This window comes from Enterococcus sp. 7E2_DIV0204, assembly GCF_002140855.1.
Lineage (GTDB): Bacteria > Bacillota > Bacilli > Lactobacillales > Enterococcaceae > Enterococcus_L > Enterococcus_L lemimoniae.
Window position 1 is genome coordinate 112,361 of the sequence record NZ_NGKY01000003.1, and the last position, 1,467, is coordinate 113,827.

At 32.8% G+C, this 1,467-nt stretch carries 1 protein-coding gene; it reads right to left on the reverse strand.

From position 1 onward, the window contains the following. Nucleotides 1-186 precede the first annotated feature (186 nt). The gene (locus A5819_RS17595) at nucleotides 187-1,296 is read right to left on the reverse strand and encodes a site-specific integrase (RefSeq protein ID WP_086282078.1); all 1,110 of its coding nucleotides are present in this window, start codon (nucleotides 1,294-1,296) and stop codon (nucleotides 187-189) included. Nucleotides 1,297-1,467 lie beyond the last annotated feature (171 nt).

Sequence of the window (1,467 nt, forward strand, 5' to 3'; positions counted from 1 at the left end):
ATATATACTAAGCTGATAGTGAATTTTCCTAGATATAACTAAGATTTGTATATAGCTTTGACCAAAATTGACGGCTTATAATAATTAACTAAAGTTGATTCAATCAATTTCTTTTTTTTAGAGTTATTTTAAATGAAAAAAAAGGGATTGAGAAACACTCTCAAAAGAATAATTCTTTTACCTTTTTTATAATTTTGCTTTATCCATTTGATCAATGACGCGTTGACGACTTTCTAATAATGAGTCCGTATACACATCTAAAGTTGTTTGAGTCGATGAGTGTCCCAACAATTTACTCACAGAGGCAATGTCCCCATTTGATTCTATGCAACGTGTCGCAAAGGTGTGACGTAGCTGATGGAAATGGATCGTCGTAATACCACAATTTTCCCTGATTTGGTGAAAATAGTAAGTCAGAAGACGTGGTTCACTAGGTGTTGAGCGCTTAGAACAGACATATGCGCCTGGGGATTTACGTTTCCATTTCTTCAAATATTTGTACAAGCTAAAATTCATAGGAATAATTCGATTTGAACTTTCTGTTTTGGAACTGTCAAAAGTCAATTGAGTTCGATATTCTTTGCTAGATATCGATAAACGTTGGAATGTTTGCTGAACATGAATAATACGTTTGTCTAGATCAATATCTGACCAACGTAAAGCAGCAGCTTCACCAATTCGAAGGCCTGCATTTAATGCTAAAAGAACAGGTAAGCCCTTGTATAGTGGGAGTGATTTAACTTTTTTTTCAAGTATGTACTGTTCTTGTTTTGTTAATGCTCTAGCGTGATTTTTCTTTTTCTTTGGTAGACGAATTCTCTGACAAGGTGTATGAACGATTCTTTGTTGTTCGCATGCTACCTTCATTGATTTCTTAACAATCTGATATAAGACATGTATTGTAGAAGGCTTTAATCCTTGCGTTTGCCAAGTTTCTATAAGTATTTGGATTTTTTCATTTGTTAATTGATTAAGCGCTATATGTCCGATGACTGGAAAAACATATTTTCTCAACTTATAAACATATGTTGTGTAAGTTGAGACTTTTATGACCCTTTGTTGTTGTGTCAGCCATATAACACTCCAATCTTCATAAGACATAGTGCTGTCCCCTTGCAGTTGAACGATTGTTTGATATTTTAATTTGTATTCATACAATTCTTGTTTAACTTCACTATAGGTTTTACCGTAAATGTACCCATACTTCAATTGTCCATTTTCTTTACGTCCTTTTTTGTAGCGACCTTCCCAGCGCCCATCTTTTCGCTTGTAAATATTCTCTCCTTTTCGTGGCATATACCTCTTCCTTCCTTTGACGGCTTATTTGACGGTTTAAAAAAACATAAATTAGCCTCTTAGAATCAATAAATTCTCGCTTTTTATTATTTATCAAAAAAATATATTGTATTTTTTTGTTTTTTTTTGTATAATTAAGTATGAAAAAGCAGTATTTTACTTAGTATATAT

Coding starts and splice junctions, on each gene's coding strand:
- A5819_RS17595 (WP_086282078.1), bottom strand. CDS start 1,296: ATGCCACGAAAAGGAGAGAATATTTACAAGCGAAAAGATGGGCGCTGG.